Annotated in this window: 15 protein-coding genes; 9 read left to right on the plus strand and 6 right to left on the minus strand. The window is 73.7% G+C overall.

Features of this window, described 5'->3' with window-relative positions:
* The first annotated feature begins 2 nt into the window (after positions 1 to 2).
* The 4 genes from C7Y72_RS22155 to dnaE all read left to right on the plus strand — a co-directional run bounded on the left by C7Y72_RS22155 (position 3) and on the right by dnaE (position 8,393).
* Positions 3 to 1,253 carry an argininosuccinate synthase gene (locus C7Y72_RS22155; RefSeq protein WP_107571392.1) on the plus strand — a complete coding sequence of 417 codons (1,251 nt, stop codon included), beginning with the start codon at positions 3 to 5 and terminating at the stop codon, positions 1,251 to 1,253.
* 43 nt (positions 1,254 to 1,296) lie between these two features.
* The gene (locus C7Y72_RS22160) at positions 1,297 to 1,482 is read left to right on the plus strand and encodes a hypothetical protein (protein WP_107571393.1); all 186 of its coding nucleotides are present in this window, start codon (positions 1,297 to 1,299) and stop codon (positions 1,480 to 1,482) included.
* A 78-nt stretch (positions 1,483 to 1,560) separates the two neighbouring features.
* Entirely contained in the window at positions 1,561 to 4,824 is a 3,264-nt protein-coding gene (locus C7Y72_RS24215; protein ID WP_107571394.1) for a hypothetical protein, read from the plus strand.
* 41 nt (positions 4,825 to 4,865) lie between these two features.
* Positions 4,866 to 8,393 carry a DNA polymerase III subunit alpha gene (gene dnaE, locus C7Y72_RS22170; RefSeq protein ID WP_107571395.1) on the plus strand — a complete coding sequence of 1,176 codons (3,528 nt, stop codon included), beginning with the start codon at positions 4,866 to 4,868 and terminating at the stop codon, positions 8,391 to 8,393.
* Positions 8,394 to 8,432: 39 nt separating this feature from the next.
* Here dnaE and C7Y72_RS22175 read toward each other — a convergent pair whose 3' ends face one another.
* On the minus strand, positions 8,433 to 9,302 hold the full coding sequence (locus tag C7Y72_RS22175; RefSeq protein ID WP_107571396.1) for a deoxyribonuclease IV: 870 nt from the start codon (positions 9,300 to 9,302) through the stop codon (positions 8,433 to 8,435).
* A gap of 24 nt (positions 9,303 to 9,326) precedes the next feature.
* Here C7Y72_RS22175 and gltX point away from each other — a divergent pair, with 24 nt between their 5' ends.
* The gene (gene gltX, locus C7Y72_RS22180; RefSeq protein ID WP_107571397.1) at positions 9,327 to 10,661 is read left to right on the plus strand and encodes a glutamate--tRNA ligase; all 1,335 of its coding nucleotides are present in this window, start codon (positions 9,327 to 9,329) and stop codon (positions 10,659 to 10,661) included.
* A gap of 126 nt (positions 10,662 to 10,787) precedes the next feature.
* Positions 10,788 to 11,876, plus strand: coding sequence for an HDOD domain-containing protein (locus tag C7Y72_RS22185; RefSeq protein WP_107571398.1), 1,089 nt, complete (start codon positions 10,788 to 10,790; stop codon positions 11,874 to 11,876).
* Between the two features lie 7 nt (positions 11,877 to 11,883).
* Here C7Y72_RS22185 and C7Y72_RS22190 read toward each other — a convergent pair whose 3' ends face one another.
* Complete coding sequence (locus C7Y72_RS22190) at positions 11,884 to 12,255, minus strand: VanZ family protein (RefSeq protein ID WP_107571399.1); 372 nt, start codon at positions 12,253 to 12,255, stop codon at positions 11,884 to 11,886.
* Between the two features lie 35 nt (positions 12,256 to 12,290).
* Here C7Y72_RS22190 and C7Y72_RS22195 point away from each other — a divergent pair, with 35 nt between their 5' ends.
* Complete coding sequence (locus C7Y72_RS22195) at positions 12,291 to 12,683, plus strand: RrF2 family transcriptional regulator (RefSeq protein ID WP_107571400.1); 393 nt, start codon at positions 12,291 to 12,293, stop codon at positions 12,681 to 12,683.
* Between the two features lie 351 nt (positions 12,684 to 13,034).
* Here the strand turns inward: C7Y72_RS22195 and C7Y72_RS23645 are convergent, their stop codons facing one another.
* Both C7Y72_RS23645 and C7Y72_RS22200 read right to left on the minus strand, forming a co-directional pair.
* Positions 13,035 to 13,199, minus strand: a complete 165-nt coding sequence (locus C7Y72_RS23645) for a hypothetical protein (RefSeq protein ID WP_154732346.1) — start codon at positions 13,197 to 13,199, stop codon at positions 13,035 to 13,037.
* A gap of 68 nt (positions 13,200 to 13,267) precedes the next feature.
* Positions 13,268 to 13,711 (minus strand): hypothetical protein, encoded by a 444-nt coding sequence (locus tag C7Y72_RS22200; protein WP_146175497.1) that lies wholly within the window; start codon positions 13,709 to 13,711, stop codon positions 13,268 to 13,270.
* A 134-nt stretch (positions 13,712 to 13,845) separates the two neighbouring features.
* On the opposite strand from C7Y72_RS22200, the gene cysK reads away from it, so the two are divergent.
* The gene (cysK, locus tag C7Y72_RS22205) at positions 13,846 to 14,784 is read left to right on the plus strand and encodes a cysteine synthase A (protein ID WP_107571402.1); all 939 of its coding nucleotides are present in this window, start codon (positions 13,846 to 13,848) and stop codon (positions 14,782 to 14,784) included.
* Positions 14,785 to 14,819: 35 nt separating this feature from the next.
* Here cysK and corA read toward each other — a convergent pair whose 3' ends face one another.
* Positions 14,820 to 15,830: a magnesium/cobalt transporter CorA gene (gene corA / locus C7Y72_RS22210; RefSeq protein WP_107571403.1), complete on the minus strand. Its 1,011-nt coding sequence runs from the start codon at positions 15,828 to 15,830 to the stop codon at positions 14,820 to 14,822.
* Entirely contained in the window at positions 15,794 to 16,375 is a 582-nt protein-coding gene (locus tag C7Y72_RS22215; RefSeq protein ID WP_107571404.1) for an RBBP9/YdeN family alpha/beta hydrolase, read from the minus strand. Before C7Y72_RS22215 ends, corA begins: the two co-directional genes overlap by 37 nt.
* A 21-nt stretch (positions 16,376 to 16,396) precedes the next feature.
* Between C7Y72_RS22215 and cysE the strand changes: the two genes are divergently transcribed.
* Positions 16,397 to 17,143: a serine O-acetyltransferase gene (gene cysE, locus C7Y72_RS22220; RefSeq protein ID WP_107571405.1), complete on the plus strand. Its 747-nt coding sequence runs from the start codon at positions 16,397 to 16,399 to the stop codon at positions 17,141 to 17,143.
* Positions 17,144 to 17,147: the final 4 nt, after the last annotated feature.

The following is a 17,147-nucleotide window of genomic DNA, read 5'->3' on the forward strand; positions in this document are numbered from 1 at the left end:
GAATGACCGAGCCCCGCACCCGCACCGCCAGCTACCTCGCCGAGCCCGACGAGGTCCACCGCGTCCTGCTGCTGTACAGCGGCGGGCTCGACACGAGCGTCATGCTCAAGTGGATCCAGGATGAGTACGACGCGGAGGTCGTGGCGCTCACGATCAACCTCGGTCAGCCCGGGGAGGACTACGACGTCGTCAAGGGCAAGGCCACGCAGCTCGGTGCGGTCGCCGCCGAGGTCGTCGACGCGCGCGAGGAGTTCGCCCGCGACTTCATCGTCCCGGCGATCAAGGCCAACGCGAACTACGGCCTGGACTACCCGCTCTTCACCGCGCTCGGCCGGCCGCTGATCGCGAAGCTCGCGGTCGAGTACGCGCGGCTGCACAACTGCGACACGATCGCCCACGGCTGCACGGGCAAGGGCAACGACCAGGTCCGGATCGAGGCGACGGTCGCGACGCTCGCCCCCGAGCTGAAGGTCATCGCCCCGGTCCGCGGCTGGCAGATGGGCCGTGAGGAGGAGATCGCCTACGCGCGCGAGCACGGCATCCCGATCAAGGGCGGCGCCGAGACGACGCCGTACTCGATCGACGACAACCTCTGGGGCCGCTCGTCCGAGGGCAAGTGGATCGAGGACCTCACGCACGCGCCGGACGACGACGTCTTCCAGCTCGTGACGCGGCCCGAGGTCGCGCCCGACGAGCCCGAGATCGTCACCGTCACCTTCGAGCAGGGCGTTCCGGTCGCCTGGAACGGCCAGGAGATGGGGCTCGTCGAGCTGCTGGAGACCGCGGCCGAGGCGGGCATGAAGCACGGCGTCGGCATCGTCGACCACATCGAGGACCGGATCGTCGGGCTGAAGGTCCGCGACATCTACGAGGTCCCGGCGGCCAAGATCATCCTCACCGCCCACGCCGAGCTCGAGCGGCTCGTCGGCACGATCCACCAGAACCAGTTCAAGGGCGACCTCGACCGCCAGTGGGGCTACCTCGTGTACGCCGGCCTGTGGTGGGAGCCGCTGCGCGAGAACCTCGACGCGTACATGGACTCGGTCAACGAGCAGGTGACCGGCACGATCGGCCTGAAGCTCTTCAAGGGCAACTGCCGCGCGGTGACGCGCGAGAGCCCCAACGCGGTCTACGACGCGGCGCTCGCCACGTTCGAGACCTCGGGCGGCCTCTTCAGCCAGCAGGCGTCCCCGGGCTTCATCGAGCTGTGGTCGCTGCAGTCGCGGATGGCCCACCGGCTGCGCAACCGGTGAGCGGCGCGTTCGCGCAGCCCCGGGGCCGGGTAGGTCGCGGGGCATGAAGCGCTCCGGCTACGAGCTCCTGGGCTTCGCCGTCTGGCACGGCGCGAAGTGGTACGTGCGCCGCCGCTACGGCTGGCTCGTGCCCTCGCGTCGCGTCGTCGCGGCCGGGGTCGTCGGCGGCGCGATCGTCGCGATCGCGGTCGCCGAGTCGCGGCGTGAGAGCGCCGCTGCAGGCGCCTGACCGACCGGTCCGGGAAAAATCCGCACGGTGCGGGAAACTCGGCGCGCATCCTCTCCGGGCCACCTACCCTTGGGGTGAATGGATCCCGTCGGTCAGCCCCCCGGAGACGAGGACGCCACGGCGTCCGACGAGCGCAGCGTCGTCGACCCGGCGGTGCTCGCCGAACGCCGGGCGCGGCGCGCCGAGATCGCGGAGGAGTCCCTGCTCAGCCGCGTCAACCGCGCCGAGCAGGATCGCGTCCTGCTGGCCACCCGCCTCGCGGAGGCCGAGCACGAGCTGCAGCGCGCGCGGACCGAGCAGGAGACGCTCGCGGCGGAGCTGCAGCGGCGGGAGATCGCGCTGCGCACCGCCGAGCAGCGGGAGTTCGCCGAGCAGCAGCGGCGGGTGGAGGCCGAGGACGAGGCCGCCGCGGCCCGCCGGACGGGCCGCGAGGAGCTCGACGCGCTGCGCCGCCGTCTCGCCGACGCCGAGGAGCGCGTCCACGAGCTGACGGTCGAGCTGGAGCAGGCCCGCCGCGAGGCCGTCGAGGCCGCGCGCGTCGCCGCCCACGAGCGGGCCCGGTCGACCCGTCGCGAGACCGGCGGCGGCGAGCGCCGCGCGCTCCTGGCCGAGCAGGAGGAGGACCTGCGCCGCCGCGTCGCCGAGGTCGAGCGGCTGGAGCAGCAGGCGCGCGAGGCGGGCCTGGAGCTCGACCGCCGGCGCGAGAGCCTCGAGGCCGAGATCGTCGCGCTGCAGTCGTTCGCCGACGAGCTCGACGGCACGCTGCGCGCCGAGCGCGAGCGCCGCGCCGCGCTGGAGGACCAGCTCGCCGCCGAGCGCGAGCGGGCCGCCGCCGAGATCACGCTGCTGCAGCACGAGCTCGACCGGCGCACCCAGGAGCGCGACGCGGCGTCCGCCGAGCGCGAGCGGCTGCTCGCCGAGCTCGAGGCCGTCCGCGGCGAGCTCGCCACCGCGCGCGCGGGGCTGGCCGAGCGCGAGCGGCTGCTGCAGGAGCCGCGGACCGCCGCGGACGCCGTCGCGCTCCAGGGCCGCCTGGACGCCGAGCGGGCCTCGTGGCGTGCCCGCGAGGAGCAGCTGGGCATCGAGCTGGAGACCGAGCGGCAGCGCGGCCGGGACGAGCTGCGCGCCCGTGAGGAGGCGCTGCGGACCGAGCTCGAGGTGCAGCGCCAGGAGTTCGCGCAGCGCGTCGCCGACCTGGAGGCGAGGGCCTCCGGCCTGCACACGCAGGTCCATGGCGCGACCGAGGAGCTCGAGGCGCGCCTCGTGGCCGAGCGGGTCGCCAAGGAGGCGGCGATCGCGGCGCTCGAGCAGGAGCGGGGACGCGTGGAGGACCGCGCGAGGCTGGAGCGGGAGGCGCTGACCGCCGAGCGCGACCGGCTCGCCGTCGAGGCCGACGCCGCCCGGGCCGAGGCGCAGCGCGCCCGCCAGGACGCGGCGGAGGCGACCGCCGCCCACGAGGCGCTCGTCGAGGAGCTGCGGCGGCGGGTCGAGCTCGAGCACCAGGTCCGCGACGCGATCACCGAGCTGCGCGGCCGCCTGCAGGAGGTCGATGCCCAGGAGGCGGCGCGCGTCGAGCGGGACGCCGCGGTCGAGGCGCTCGTCGCCGAGCTCGTCGACACGGCGGCGACGCTGCGGGCGGGCTTCGAGCAGGAGCTCGAGGAGACGCGCCGGCGCCTGCGGGGCCAGGTCGAGGAGGAGCGTCTGCGTTTCGCCCACGAGCTCGAGGCGATGGAGGAGCGGATCGCCGCCCTGCGGGGCCAGCTCGGCGGCGCGGCGGAGGAGCTGCGCGAGCAGCTCGAGGCGGAGCGGATCGCCCGTCACGCGCTCGAGGCGCAGCTGGAGGCGGAGCGCGCCGCCCACCGGGAGGACCGCGAGCTGGCGGCCGAGGCGGGACGCGTGCGCGAGGAGCTCGAGCGCGAGCTCGCCGCCCGGGTGGCGTCGGAGGCGGCGGCGCGCGAGGCGCTGGAGACGGTGCGGGCGGAGCTCGACCGCGTCCGCGCCGCCCAGGACGCGGCCGAGGCGCAGCGCGCGAGCGCGCTCGAGGCGCCGCAGCCCGCGCCCGAGGAGCCCGAGGGGCCGCTGCGGGCGCCCGCGCGGCTCGACGTGGCGGACCTCGACGCCGACACGGCCGCACTGATCGGGGACCTGCAGGCCGCCGCCGAGCGCCTGCGCTCCCGGGTGGCGCACACGACCGCCGCGGAGACCGCCGCCCCGCCCGCGGCACCCGCGGACGCGCCCGCGTCGTCGGACGCACCGGACGTCGCGCCGCCGGTGACCGCCGCGCCGGACCCGTCGGCCCCCGTCGCGGAGGACGCCGTGCTGCGCGAGCTCGAGGAGATCGCCGCGGGCCGCGTCCCCGTCACCCCCGAGCCGCCGACGGCCGCCGCCGGGACGCGCGCGGCCGCGGCCCCGGTGGAGGTCCCGCCGACCGACCCGCCGGCCGTGGGTGGCGTCGCCGATCCGGTCGCGGACGAACCCTCCGGCGACGCGCCGTCGCCACCGTTCGCCGCGGCCGAGGACGGGCCCGACGAGGTCGTGCCGCCCGTGGGCCCGGCGCCCGTGCTCCCGGCCGTCCCGTCGCGCCCGTCCGCGGACACGCCGCGCTTCGTCGACCTGGTCGCGGCGGGCGGCCCGCCCGCCGCGTGGCTGGGGCCGGCGCTCGTCGCCGCGGCCGCCACGGACCCGGCGCTCGCCGCCCGCGTGCTGCCCGCCATCCTGGCGACCCACGCGCAGCGCTCGCGGCGTGACCTCGCCTACGACGTGACCGTCGGCGAGGGGGAGACCTGGCACGTGCGGCTGAAGGCCGGCACGGCGACGGTCGACCGCCGCGACGCCGGGACCGGCGGGGACGTCGACTTCGCCGTCCGCGGCCCGCTCGCCTCGATCGTCGCGTTCGCCGCCGGGGGCACCGGCCGCCGGCCCGGGGACCTGCACGTCGGTGGTCGGCGTCGCCGCCTGCGGCGACTCGTGAAGGACCTGCGGACCCCGGTCGGCATCGCCGAGATCGCCGCCGCCGGCGTCCCGGTCCAGGGCGGCGACCTGCTGCGCCTGCTCGCGGCCGCGGTCGATCCCGCGGCGGTCACCGGTCCCGCGTTCGCCGTCGACTACGCGCTCGCGGACGGCACCACGCTCCACGTCGCCGTCGACGGCGCGGTCCGGGTCGACGACGGGCCCGCTCCCGACGGTGCCGCCGCGCGCGTCGAGCTCGACGGGCGCACGCTCCCGGCGCTGCTCGGCGGGGCCGTCCCGCCGCCCGGCGAGCGGGTCGCGCTGCACGGTGACGGGGACGCCGCCGAGCGCCTGCACGGCCTGTTCCACGAGGCGCAGGGGCTGCGCCGGTGACGGGCCGAGCCGTCCGCCGCGACCCGTACCCTCGCTAGCCCGTGTCCGCCCCGACCGTCGCGCATCTCCACGTCCACTCCGAGTACTCGCTGCTCGACGGGCACTGCAAGATCGACGGGCTCGCCAAGCGCGCCGCCGAGTTCGGGCAGCCCGCCCTCGGGCTCACCGACCACGGCGTGATGAACGGCGCGGTCGAGCACTACAAGGCGTGCCGCAAGCACGGGATCAAGCCGATCCTCGGCTGCGAGATCTACTACGTCGACGACCACGCCCACCGCGGCCGCGGCGAGCGCAACCACCTGACGCTGCTGGCCCGCACCAACGAGGGCTACCAGAACCTCGTGCGGCTCTCGTCGATGGGCTTCACCGAGGGCCTGAACATGGGCAAGCCCCAGATCGACATGGGGCAGCTGCAGACCTACGGCGGCGGGGTCATCGCGCTGACGGGCTGCCTCGCCTCGCGCTCCTCGCAGCGGCTGGTCGACGGCGCCTACGAGGAGGCGCGCGCGCACGTCGGCGACCTCCAGGCCGCGTTCGGCAAGGAGAACGTGTACTTCGAGATCCAGCAGAACGGGATCCCGGAGCAGACGGTCGTCAACGAGGGCGTCGTGAAGCTCGCACGCGAGCTCGGCGGCCGCCTCGTCGGCACCGGTGACGTCCACTACCTGCGGCGCGAGGACTACCACCACCACGCGGCGCTGCTGTGCGTCAACACGAAGTCGACGCTCGCCGAGCCGAAGCTGTCGTTCGACACGAACGAGTTCTTCCTCAAGAGCAACGAGGAGATGGCCAGCGACTTCGCGGACCATCCCGAGGCGCTCGCGTCGACGCTCGAGATCGCCGAGCGCTGCGAGGTCGAGATCCCGCTCGGCGGCCAGCTCATCCCGCGGTTCCTGCCCGAGGGGGAGGACGAGAAGGCGTACCTGCGCGAGCTCGTGCTCGCCGGGCTGGTCGAGCGCTACGGCGCGCCGATCCCCGCGGACGCGATCGAGCGGATGGAGATGGAGCTCGGGGTCATCGACCGCATGGGCTTCAACGCCTACTTCCTGATCGTCTGGGACTTCGTCAAGTACGCGAAGGACCACGGCATCGCGGTCGGTCCCGGCCGCGGCTCGGCCGCCGGCTCGCTGATCGCGTACTCGCTGCGCATCACCGACCTCGACCCCCTGAAGTACGACCTGCTGTTCGAGCGGTTCCTGAACCCCGAGCGCGTGTCCATGCCCGATATCGACATCGACTTCTCGGTCCGCGGCCGGGAGAAGGTCATGCAGTACGTCGTGGGCAAGTACGGCCGCGAGTCGGTCGCGCAGATCATCACCTTCGGCAAGATGGCCCCGCGCGCGGCCACCAAGGACGCCGCCCGCGTGCTCGGCCACCCCTACCAGGTGGGGGAGGAGATCTCCCAGCTCGTGCCGGAGCCCGAGCAGGGCCGCAACCCGAGCTTCGAGTCCTGCATGGCCGACGGCGAGCCGCTGCGCGTCCGCTACGACAGCGACCCCACCGCCAAGCAGGTCATCGACGTCGCCCGCGGTCTCGAGGGCGTCGTGCGCAACAACTCGATCCACGCCGCCGCGGTCGTCATCGCCGGCATGCCGCTGACCGACGTCGTCCCCGTGCAGCTCACGGAGGACAAGTCGGGGCCGTCGCTGCCCGGCGGCGAGCGCAACTACAAGCTCGTCACGCAGTTCTCGATGAAGCCCGTCGAGGAGCTCGGCCTCCTGAAGATGGACTTCCTGGGCCTGCGCAACCTCGACGTCATCGAGGACGCGCTGGACATCATCGAGCGGTCCACCGGCGAGCGGCCGGACATGAACACGCTGCCGCTCGACGACGGCAAGACCTACGACATGCTCGCCCGCGGCGACTCGGTCGGCGTGTTCCAGTTCGAGTCCGAGGGCATGCGCGAGGCCCTGAAGAAGGTCAAGCCGACCGTCTTCGACGACCTCGTCGCGCTCGTGTCGCTGTACCGGCCGGGCGCCATGGACCAGATCCCCACGTACGCGCGGGGCAAGAAGGACCCGAGCACCGTCCGCATCGAGGACGAGCGGCTCGAGCCGATCATCGGTCCGACGTACGGGGTCATCCTGTACCAGGAGCAGGCGATGCTCATCTCCAAGGAGCTCGCCGGGTTCACGGGTGCGCAGGCGGACGACCTGCGCAAGGCGATCGGCAAGAAGAACCGCGAGGCGATGGCCAAGCTCAAGCCGGTCTTCTTCGAGGGCTGCGCCAGGAACGGGGTCGACCGCGGGCTGATCGAGCAGCTGTGGACGACCAACGAGAAGTCCGCCGACTACTCGTTCAACAAGTCGCACGCCGCCTGCTACGCCCTGATCTCGTACCGGACGGCGTGGCTGAAGGCCAACCATCCCGCCGAGTACATGGCCGCGCTGATCAGCTCGGTCATGAACACGAAGGACAAGGTCCCGTTCTTCGTCGCGCGCTGCGACGAGATGGGGATCGCGATCCTGCCGCCGTGCGTGAACGTCTCCGACCACGAGTTCGTCGTCGTCGACGGCGCGATCCGCTTCGGCCTCGACGCCGTGAAGGGCGTCGGTCACGGCGCGGTCGAGGCGATCAAGAAGGCGCGCGACGACGGCGGGCCGTTCGCGTCCCTGTGGGACTTCTGCGAGCGCGTCGACTACCGCTCCGCGAACCGCAAGACGATCGAGGCGCTGATCAAGTCCGGCGCGTTCGACCAGACCGGGCACAGCCGCAAGGGCATGCTCGAGGTGCTCGAGCAGGCGCAGGCCGCCGGCCAGAAGGTCCAGCAGGACGCGCAGATCGGCCAGGGCTCGATCTTCGACCTCGGGATGGACGACGGGGCGGGCGGGACCGCCCGGGGCGCCAACCCGTTCGCGGTGCAGCACCCGCCGATCCCGGCCGAGGAGTTCGAGAAGAACGAGCTGCTCGCGTTCGAGAAGGAGGCGATCGGCGTCTTCGTCTCCGCGCACCCGCTCAAGGACGTCCGCGCCGCCCTGCAGGTGAAGGCCGACGTGTCGCTGGGCGACATCGAGAAGGTCAAGCACGGCGACTGGGTGACGGTCGGCGGGATCATCGCCGCGACCCGGCAGCTGCGCACCCGCACCGGCAGCCAGATGATGTTCGTGACCGTCGACGACCTCGAGGGCACGCTGGAGGCGATCGCGTTCGAGAAGACGATCACCGAGTACGGGGACCTGTTGACCGTCGACACGGTCGTGCTCGTCAAGGGCAAGGTCGAGCACGGCGATCGCGGCACCTCGATGGTGATCTCCTCGATGGAGAAGTTCGAGCCCTCCGAGGCGCAGGTCGCCGCCGCCGAGGTGCAGCTCGCCGAGCTGCAGCGCGGTCCCGAGGACATCCGCGTCAAGCTCGACGCCACGCAGGTGCAGGCGTCCGTGATCGACGAGCTGAAGTACGTGCTCGGCAACTTCCCCGGCGAGAGCGAGGTCGTGCTCGAGGTCAGCACCACCTCGGGCCTGCGGCACCTGCGCCTCGGCGCCGACTACCGCGGCAACAACACGCCGACCCTGCGCGCCGAGCTCGACCGGGCGATCCGGTCCTCGGCCGTCTCCACGCCCATCGCCTGACGCCCGCGCCGCCCTCGGCGGCGCGCAGGCCGGTCGGCGTCAGCCGTCGAGTCCGCGGGCGGCGCGCCCCTCGGCGCGCAGCTCCCGGGCGATCTCGAGGTCGCGCGCGACGACGCCCTTGCCCTCCACGCCGGGCCCCTCGAAGATCATCGGCAGGCCCTCGAACCGCGGCTCGCTGAAGAACGCGGCGCAGCCGGCGCGCCCGATCTCGCCCTCGCCGAGCGGGGCGTGCCGGTCGCGGTTGGAGCCCAGCGGCGTCTGCGAGTCGTTGACGTGCAGGCAGCGCAGCCGGTCGAGGCCGACGACCTCGTCGCAGTCGTCGAGGACCGCGGTGAGGCCCTCCTGGGTGCGCACGTCGTAGCCGGAGGCCAGCAGGTGGCAGGAGTCCAGGCACAGGCCCAGGCGCTCGTCGCCACCCGACGCGTCGATCAGCGCCTGCAGCTCCGCGAACGACCGGCCGAGCGTGCCGCCGGTGCCGGCGGTGTCCTCGAGCAGCAGGTCGCACCCGGCGGTCTGCGCGAGCGCCTCCTTCAGCGTCTCGCCGCAGCGGGCGATCGCCTCGCCGACGTCCCCGGTCTTGGCCGAGCCCGGGTGCAGCACGACGCCGTCGGCGCCGATCCCCGCCCCGATCGTCAGCGCCTGCACCAGCGAGGTCAGGGACTTCGCGCGCAGCTCGGGATCGTCGGAGGCGCTGTTGATCAGGTACACGGCGTGGATGACCACCGACTGCACGCGCGAGGCGGCCATCGCCTCGCGGAACGCGGCGAAGTCGTCCTCGGAGTACGCGGTCGGCTTCCACATGCGCGGCGACTGGTTGAAGATCTGGATGGCGTCGCAGCCGACCTCCTCGCCGCGCTTCACCGCCTCGTGCAGACCACCGGCGGTCGAGACGTGGCAGCCGATCAGCACGTCGGCCTCGTAGTGTCCAGGCTCATGAGGGTTCGCTTCGCTCCATCTCCCACGGGCGCGCTGCACATCGGCGGCGCGCGCGCTGCGCTCTACAACTGGTTCGTCGCCCGCGGCTCCGGCGGCACGTTCGTGCTGCGCATCGAAGATACCGACCTGGAGCGCTCCACCCCCGAGAACGTGGAGCAGATCCTCGACGCGCTGCGGTGGCTGGAGCTCGACTGGGACGAGGGCCCGATCAGCCAGGTCGCGCGCGCCGACCGGCACGGCGAGGCGCTGCAGCAGCTGCTCGACGCGGGCCTCGCGTACCGCACGACCGCGACCGCCGACGACGTCAAGGCCTACAAGGAGCAGCACGGGCACGACCGCGGGTTCCGCGGGCAGGACGAGGGGGAGGGGGCGGTGCGCCTGCGGGTCCCGGACGACGAGGAGCTCGTCGTCCACGACCTCGTGCGCGGTGACACGACCTTCCGGACCGTCCACCTCGACGACCCGGTGATCGCCCGGGCCGACAGTCGCGTGCTCTACAACTTCGCGGTCGCGGTCGACGACCTCGACGCCGGCATCACCCACGTCATCCGCGGGGAGGACCACCTCTCCAACACGCCGAAGCAGCTGCTCGTCTACCGGGCGCTGGGGGCGGAGCCGCCGCAGTTCGCGCACCTGCCGCTGCTGCACGGGCCGGACGGCAAGAAGCTCAGCAAGCGCCACGGGGCCGCGTCGGTGCAGGAGCTCCGCGACGCGGGCTACCTGCCGGCGGCGATCCGCAACTACCTCGCGCTGCTCGGCTGGGGCGACGAGGACGACGAGACGATCATCGCCACCGACGAGCTCGTGAAGCGGTTCGACATCTCGCGCGTGTCGAAGAACCCGGCGCGGTTCGACGAGCAGAAGCTGCGCTGGCTCAACGGCCGCTACCTGCGGGAGCTGTCGCTCGACGAGCTGACCGCGGAACTCGAGCGGTTCACCGGCCGCGAGGGGCTGCGCGCGGTCGTCGAGATCAGCCACGAGAAGATCCAGACGTTCGCGGACTTCTGGCCGCTGGTCGGGTTCTTCTTCGACGGGCCGACCACCGAGGACGAGAAGTCCCGCGCGCAGTGGCTCGACGACGCGGGCCGGGCGGCGCTCGCCGACGTCCGTGCCGCGCTGGCGGCCCTGCCGCCGGACGGGTTCACCGTCGAGGCGGTCGACGAGACGCTCCGCGGGGTCGTCGCGGCCCGGGAGGCCAAGCCCAAGCAGGTCTTCCAGCCGATCCGCGTCGCGCTCGCGGGCACGACCGTGTCCCCGGGGATCTTCGAGACCGTCGTGGTGCTCGGCCGCGACGAGACGCTACGTCGCATCGACGCGGCGATCACGGACTGAGCGAGAGCGGCTGCGCGCCATCCCGGACGGTCGCCCGGGCGATCGTCCGATCCGCGCTCAATCATCCGTCCATCCCTGCCGATAACCGGGACGTCCCCCCTGCACGCCACCGGAGACGTCCCCCCGATGACCCTGAGTCCCACCGCCACCGCCATGTCGCCCGCCACCGCCGAGACGGCCGGAGCACAGCGCCACCACAACGAGGGCCACGGCCGCCGGCTCACCGCTGCGTTCGAGGCGCTCGAGGCGTTCCCCGCCCTGGCCGAGTCCCGCAACCGCCTGCTGGCGCTCGTGCAGCAGGAGCGCGTCTCGACCAGCGACGTCGTCGCCGCGGTGGAGAGCGACGTCGCGCTCGTGATCGCGGTGCTGCGCCTGGGCAACCAGGTCGAGGGCAAGACCCGCGGCAAGGTCGAGAGCGTCGTGCAGGCGGTCGAGCTGCTCTCCCCGGAGGCCGTGCAGGGCCTCGCGAGCCGCGCCCGCACCTTCGACTTCTTCGAGCGCAGCGCCGTCTGGGACGCGGCGCCCGAGCGCTTCCGGCTGCACGGCGTCGCCACCCAGCGCGCCGCCGACCGGCTCGCGACCGAGGCGGGCTACGAGGACCGCGACCGCCTGATGGTCACGGCGCTGCTGCACGACATCGGCAAGCTCGTCCTGATGCACGCCTACCCGGGCTACCCGGCGAAGGTCCACGGTGACGCCCGCACGCCCGAGGAGCGCATCCACCGCGAGCGGCGTGAGCTCGGCGTCGACCATGCGCTCGTCGGTGGCGTCCTCGCGCGCCGCTGGGGCCTGCCGAAGGCGGTGGCGTCGGTCATCGAGCGCCACCACGCCGACGACGCGACCGGCGAGGCCGCGTTCGTGCGCCTCGCGGACATGCTCGCGCACTACGCGCAGGGCCTGCCCGTGTCGCCGACGGAGCTGCTCAAGACCGCGCGGGTGATCGGCCTCGGACCGACCGAGCTGCGCGCCGTGATGTACGACCTGCCGTACCCGACGACCGGGCGGACCCGGCAGATCGACCCCTGCCCGCTCTCCGGCCGCGAGGTCGAGGTGCTCAAGCGCCTGGCCGAGGGCAAGGTCTACAAGCAGATCGCGCTCGAGCTGTCGCTGTCGACCTCCACGGTCCGCACGCACCTGCACAACATCTACGGCAAGCTCGGCGCGGTCGATCGCGCCCAAGCCGTGCTGATGGCGACGGAGCGCGGCTGGCTCTGATCGGCCCTCAGGCCCGGCGGACGCGCCGCCGGACGGCGGCGAGCAGCCCGCCGCGCCAGGCCAGCCAGGCGAGCAGCACCCCGGTCGCGTCGATGAGCACGTCGACCGGCGTGCCGTGGCGGCCGGTGACGAAGCTCTGGTGCCACTCGTCGCTGGCCGCGTAGAGCACGGTGACGAGCGCGGCCGCGCCCGGGCGCCACGGTCGGCCCAGCGCGCGCAGCCACAGCAGGAACAGCAGCCCGTACTCGGTCATGTGGGCGAGCTTGCGGAGGATCAGGTCGGCGGTGCCGAGTCCGGAGCTCAGGTCCTCCTGCGCCGAGAGGAAGAAGATCAGGCCCATCAGGGCCAGGGGCGGGGCGAGACGGCCGATCAGTGCCATACGATCGTCGCAACGGTAGTCGCCGCCGCCCGCCGATGATCTCCATCACCACCAAGAGCCCGTACGCGCTGAAGGCGCTCGCCGAGCTCGCCCGCGCGGGCGACGAGGCGCCGATCCCGATCGGGGAGCTCGCCCGCCGCCGCGACGTGCCGGTGCAGTTCCTCGAGCAGCTCTTCGCCGTCCTGCGCCGTGCGGGCCTGCTGAAGTCCCAGCGTGGCGTCAAGGGCGGCTACTCGTTTGCGCGCGATCCGTCGACGATCACGGTGCTCGAGGTCGTCGAGACGCTCGAGGGCCCGCTGGGTCGCGACGCCGAGGGCGTCTTCGAGGACGCGGCGGCCGCGGCGCGCCAGGTGCTCGGCGGTCTGACGATCGCCGACGTCGTCGAGCGCGAGGCGCGCGCCGGCGGCCAGACGATGTACTACATCTAGACGCGCCGACCGTCGGACCGGCGGCCGCGAAGCGCTCCTGAGCTCGCTGCGCTTCTCGCGCGGCGCGGTTGCCTGGTCACGTGCGCCGCTCGGGGGCGCCGACGCGCAGGACTACGGGCGCTTGGGGCGCTGCGGACGGTCCTCCGTGTCCGGGTGCCGTGCGTCGTGGACCGGCCGCTCGACGGACCGCCGTGCGAAACCCGCGCTCAGCGCGGTGGTTCGTACGGCGGTCGCCGGATGGGCACGGGTGCGCTCGGTCGGGGGGAGGCGTGCGCGGACCGGGCGTGCGCCGCCGCCGACCGGCCGGGGTCACCCGGAGCGCGCGACGGCGGATCGCCCAGGCCGCGCGGCCTACCAGTCCTCGTCGTCGTCCTCGTCGGGACCGCGCTGGCGGTCCCGGTGGCGCAGGTAGAGGATCCCGCCGGCGATGAGCATCAGGACGACCGGCGACCAGCGCTCGATCTGATCGGTGACGGACGACGCGGCGAGCGTCAGGAGCAGGGTGGCGAGCAGCACGGGCTCGCCGGATGATGCCAGCTGGACGGGGGCCGGGACGCGCCCGGCCCGTCCGGGCAGCGACGGCTCTAGGCCGCGTCGCTGCGCTGCGCGACCGTGCTCGCGAGCAGCCCGTCACCGAAGTAGTCGCGGCGCGTCGCGGTTCGCCCGCGGCGGCGCTCGCGCTGGCCCTCGAGCTGGGCGGGCGCCGCCCCGGCGGTCGCGGGCAGGGCGCCCAGCAGGGCGGCGGGGACGGCGGGGCGCGCGTCCGCGTGCGCCGCCGGGAGCACGACCTGCGGCTCGGTGCGCGCGACCGTCGTGCTCGGGCGCTGCGCCGCGGCGATCGGCGCGCGCACCGGCGAGGCGGCCGCGGCCACGGGGTCCGCGGTGGCGGCGCCGGCCGGCGTGTCGGCGGCGGCCTGAAGCGGCGCGCCGGCGAACCGGTCGGTCCCGGTCCGGCGCGGCCGGAGCAGGTCGACGACGAGCAGGACGAGGGGAAGGGCGACGAGCGTCGCGACGATCACGAGAGCCATGGTGGTGTTCCGGTCGGGAGAGGGGGAGGGTGCTGCCTGGGAGCATCATCGGCAGCTCGCGTCGTCCTGCGGATGGAGCCACGTAGGGAACCGGTATGAGGACCCACCCGGCCCACCCTCTAGACTCGATCGCAATGGGGCGAATCCCGATCAACATCGCGGAACACATCGGTCGGACCCCGATGGTGCAGCTCAGCCGCATCATCCCGGCCGAGCACGACGTGCAGCTCTTCGGGAAGCTCGAGTCGTTCAACCCCGGCGGCTCGGTCAAGGACCGCATCGGCCTCGCGATGGTCGAGACCGCCGAGGCGGAAGGCCGCATCGAGCCCGGCCGCACCACGATCGTCGAGGCGACGTCCGGCAACACGGGCATCGCGCTCGCGTTCGTCTGCGCCGCCAAGGGCTACGACCTCGTCATCACGCTCCCGCAGGGCATGAGCCGCGAGCGCGAGTCGCTCCTGCGCCTCTACGGCGCGCGCGTCGAGATCATCGAGTCGATGGGTGGGATGAACGAGGCGGTCGACGCCGCCCGCCGGCTCGCGTCCGGTCCCGACACCTGGCTGCCCGAGCAGTTCGCCAACCCGGCCAACCCGGCGGCGCACCGTGCCACCACCGGCCCGGAGATCTGGGAGGCCCTCGACGGCGACATCGACGTCTTCGTCGCCGGGGTCGGCACCGGCGGCACGATCACCGGCGTCGCGTCGTTCCTGAAGGACCGCGACCCGACGATCCAGGTCGTGGCGGTCGAGCCGCTGAGCTCCCCGGTCCTCTCCGGCGGCCGGCCCGGCCCGCACCGCATCCAGGGAATGGGCGCCGGCTTCGTCCCGCCGGTCTTCGACCGTGAGCTGGTGGACGAGATCCTCAGCTGCCCCGACGACGACGCGATCGAGACCGCCTGGGCGCTCGCGCGCACCGAGGGCGTTCTCGCCGGCATGTCGTGTGGCGCCGCCGTCTGGGGCGCCCTGCAGGTCGCCGCGCGGCCCGAGTCGCGCGGCAAGCGGATCGCCACCGTCCTCCCGGACTCCGGGGAGCGGTACGTGTCGGCCCCGTTCTTCCAGCCCGAGCCGCGCTGAACCCCGCGGACCCGGGCGCGGCGCCCCGGCGCCGCTCAGAGCCAGCCGGCGCGGCGCAGGCGCCGGTACAGCAGGCTGCAGATCGTCGCCATGACCGCGATGACCAGCGGGTACCCGTACTGCCAGCGCAGCTCGGGCATGTGCTCGAAGTTCATGCCATAGATCCCCGCGAGGGCGGTGGGGACCGCGAGGATCGCCGCCCACGCCGCGATCCGGCGCATGTCGTCGTTCTGCCGGACCGACACCTGTGCCAGGTAGGCCTGCAGGGCGCTGGAGAGCAGCTGCCGCTGCGTGTCGATCTGCGAGCTGACGCGCAGCAGGTGGTCGTGGACGTCGCGGAAGTACGAGTGCAGGTCGTCGTGGACTGCGTCGAACTGCCCACGCGCCAGCCGGTCCAGCGGGGTCGCCAGCGGGACCACCGCGCGCTGGAACTGCAGCACCTCGCGCTCGAGCCGGAAGATCCGCTCGGTCGGGTTGCTCGTGCGGTCGTCGGTGAAGACCTGCGCCTCGACCTCCTGGATGTCGTTCTCGACCCCCAGGACGGCCGGCTCGTAGTCGTCGACGATCCGGTCGACGATCGCGTGGAAGACCGCGCTGGGTCCGAGCTTCAGCAGCTCGGGTCGCGCCTCCAGGCGGCCGCGGACCTCCGAGAGCGGGCTCGGCCGCCCGTGCCGGACGGTCACGATGAACTCGCGGGCGACGAACATGAGGATCTCGCCGACGTCGATCACCTCGTCGGGATCGCGGTACTCCACGGTCTTGAGCACGACGAAGACGTGGTCGCCGTAGACCTCGAGCTTCGGGCGCTGGTGGGCGACCACCGCGTCCTCGATCGCCAGCTCGTGCAGGCGGAACTCGTCGCGGACCGCGTCGAACTCGGCCTCGTCGGGCTCGTGCAGCCCGATCCACACGAACGCGCGGCCGTCGTGGCGGCACGACTCGAGCGCGTCGGCGAGCTCGATCGTCCCCGGGCGGCGGACGCCGTCCTCGTACAGGGCGCAGTCGACGATCACGCGACGAGCTCCTCGCGCTCCCCGAGCACCCATTCCTCGACCGCCGCCCACGGCCCGTAGCCCGCGTCCGGGTTGAGGTGGCCGCCGCCGCGCAGCAGGTCGACGGGCAGCCCCAGCGGCGCGCCCCAGTGCTCGGCGGCCCCGACCCCGGGGCAGTACGGGTCGTTCTCGGCGCAGACCAGCCGCGTCCGGTCGGCCGCGCCGCGGACCTCGTCGGGGCGCGCGTCGGTGGGGAAGAAGCCGGCGAGCTCGGCGACGTGCTCCCCGGGGCACGGCGGGGCGACGAGCAGCACGCGGTCGGCGCGGTGCTCCGGGCGCACGCGGCGCGCCTCGCGCAGCCACAGCACGCAGCCGAGCGAGTGGCAGACCACGACGCGCTCGCCGTCGTGCCCGAGCGCTGCGAGCTCCTCGTGCAGGGCGATCCCCCAGCGGTCCGGGCAGGGCGTGTCGCAGTCCGGCAGCTCGGGGTAGCGGACGTCCAGGCCGCGCGCGGCGAGCCGTCCCGCGAGCCAGGTCTGCCAGTGCTCGGGCCCGGAGCCCTGCCAGCCGTGGAGGATCAGCACGTGGGGGGAGGTCATCGGCTCGCTACGGTATCCGTCATGTTCGGCCTCGGCACGTTGGCCCGGGTCGCGGGGGAGGTCCGCCGCGACGTCCGCGCCGTCCACGAGCGCGACCCCGCGGCGCGGGGCGTCTCGTCGGTGGAGATCCTCGCCAGCTGGCCCGGCGTCCACGCGCTGCTCGCGCACCGCGTCGCGCACGCCCTCGACGAGGTCGGCGTGCCCGTGGTCCCGCGCGCGATCGCGAACGTCACGCGCACGGTCACCGGCATCGAGATCCACCCGGCCGCCCGGGTCGGGCGCGGGCTGTTCATCGACCACGGCATGGGCGTCGTGATCGGGGAGACCGCCGAGGTCGGCGAGGACGTGACGCTCTACCAGGGCGTCACGCTGGGCGGGACCGGGTTCGCGACCGGCAAGCGCCATCCGACGGTCGGCGCCAACGTGACGATCGGGTCCGGCGCGAAGCTGCTCGGCCCGATCACCGTCGGGCACGGCGCGAAGATCGGGGCCAACACGGTCGTCATCCACGACGTGCCGCCGAACTCCACGGTCGTCGGCAACCCCGGACACCCGGTCCGCATCGACGGGCGGCGTCCGACCGGGCCGGACGCCGACTGGGTGCACCTGCCCGATCCGGTCGCCGACGCCCTGAAGGGGCTCGCCGCGCGGATCGGCGCCCTGGAGCGCGCGGTCGCCGAGCGGGCCGGGGAGGACCCCGACCAGGCCGAGGTCGGCGAGGTCCGGCCGCTGCGGCCCGTCCGCGGGCCGAACCCGGCCGGCGGCTGAGCTG

Source organism: Paraconexibacter algicola (assembly GCF_003044185.1).
In the GTDB taxonomy this organism is placed as follows: domain Bacteria; phylum Actinomycetota; class Thermoleophilia; order Solirubrobacterales; family Solirubrobacteraceae; genus Paraconexibacter; species Paraconexibacter algicola.